We start from the raw sequence: 1,646 nt of genomic DNA, 5'->3' as shown, positions 1-1,646 counted from the left end.
CGCGACCTGTGGCTCGCGCGGGCGGCGAAACTCCTGGACGATGGGCTGCTCGACCAGGCCTGGGACATGCTCTCCCACGCCGTGCTCGACTGCGACGAGGCCCGGTTCGTCTGTGCACGGTACGCCGTCCTGAGGAAGGACTGGCCACTCCTGCTGACGTTCGCCGAGGGGATCCGGGACTCCTTCCTGCGGGACGAGTCGACTAGGGCGTGTTTTAGAAGTTGCTGGTGTGCTGGGCGGGTCGTCCGGGGAAGTCGCGGGCGGCCATCCAGATGGTGAGGTCACGGGCGATCTGGTCGATGCTGGTCTCGGTGGCGACGTCGTGTTCGCGGCGGGTGGTGTCGCGGCGGACAACCTCATAGCCGCCTTCCTCCAGGACTGCGACCGAGGTGAACCAGACCGGGTCGTCCTTGTCGGGCTGGATGACGACGAAGGTGTTGTCCGTGTCGTTCAGGTCATCGATCAGCATGAACAACGCGTCCTCGGACGGGTCCTCGATGTGGTCGCCGCTCTCACTCTCGGCCCGGTAGTACGCAGCCCCCATCGGCCCTGTCTCCCCTCAACCCGCTGACCTGATCGCGGCCAGAATGACATGCGGGACCGGCACTCCCGGCAGGTCACAGCCATTCGTTGATCGCGGCGATGAGGACGGTGGCTTCGAAGCGGACCGCGAGCTTGTCGAACCGGGTGGCCACTGCCCGGTTCCGCTTCAGCCGGTTGATGCCGCACTCGACCGCGTGCCGGGCCTTGTAGTCCTCACGGTCGAAGGCCGGAGGCCGCCCGCCGCCCGTGCCCCGGCGCTTGCGGTGGCCTGCCTGATCGGCAGGTTCCGGAATCGTGCAGCGGATCCCGCGCCGACGCAGATACGCACGGTTCGCGCGCGATGAGTACGCCTTGTCGCCACGGACCCGCAACGGACGAACCCGTGGCCTACCCAGCCCGAGGCGAGGGACCCGGATGGCTTCCAACACGGCCGTGAACTGCGGGCTGTCTCCCCACTGCCCGGCTGTGACCAGCAGCGATAACGGCTTCTGCCCTTGTTCGCAGGCCAGGTGAATCTTCGTGGTCCAGCCGCCGCGGGAACGGCCCAGGCCGTGATCGTCGGGTTCGGCCTGGCGGCCGCCCGGCGGTTCCTTCTGGGTCTGGCCGTCGCGCCGGGCACCGGCCGCGTGCTGATGTGCCCGGCAGATCGTGGAGTCGACGTTCACCTCCCAGGTGATCAGTCCGGCCGCGTCGGCCCGGGCCTGCAACCCGGTCAACACCGCCGACCAGACACCATCGCGTTGCCAGCGACGGAAGAGCCCATAGACCGTCTGCCACGGACCGTATTCCGTCGGCAGATCCCGCCACGGGGGCCCCGGTCCGCACCCGCCAGCGGATCCCGTCGATCAACCGCCGCCGGCCCGCCGACGGCCTGCCCAACACCGCGACCGGCAACAACGGCCCCAGCACCGCCCACTGGTCATCTGAAAGATCCCCTCGCCCCACACCGAGATCATCACGGCACGAGGCGAGACACGGACCCCAGTTCTAAAACACGGCCTAGTTGTATTGCCCAGTGAGGTTGGGGACGCGGTTGGCGGGTGGTTTGCCTGCGAGGGCGGTGTGTCCGCGGTGGTGATTGTAGGTGTGGAGCCAGTCGGGGA

General features: G+C 68.1%; 2 protein-coding genes and 1 pseudogene. All 3 read right to left on the bottom strand.

Annotated elements, in window-relative coordinates:
* Positions 1–214: 214 nt before the first annotated feature.
* On the bottom strand, positions 215–544 hold the full coding sequence (locus IF88_RS0139540; protein WP_030724371.1) for a hypothetical protein: 330 nt from the start codon (positions 542–544) through the stop codon (positions 215–217).
* 73 nt (positions 545–617) lie between these two features.
* A protein-coding gene (locus IF88_RS0139535) for an IS5 family transposase (RefSeq protein WP_107050747.1) occupies positions 618–1,488 on the bottom strand; the annotation gives its coding sequence in 2 pieces (ribosomal slippage) (positions 618–1,352 and positions 1,354–1,488; 870 coding nt in all).
* A gap of 54 nt (positions 1,489–1,542) precedes the next feature.
* Positions 1,543–1,646: pseudogene (locus IF88_RS46270) on the bottom strand (IS481 family transposase); the annotation flags it as partial.

The organism is Streptomyces sp. NRRL F-2580 (genome assembly GCF_000720115.1).
In the GTDB taxonomy this organism is placed as follows: Bacteria; Actinomycetota; Actinomycetes; order Streptomycetales; family Streptomycetaceae; genus Streptomyces.
The sequence above is the reverse complement of the archived record's forward strand: the minus strand, read 5'-3'. Positions and strand labels throughout refer to the sequence as shown.

Excerpts from the sequence above, each read along its gene's own strand:
- IF88_RS0139540 (WP_030724371.1), bottom strand. The coding sequence starts at position 544 with ATGGGGGCTGCGTACTACCGGGCCGAGAGTGAGAGCGGCGACCACATC.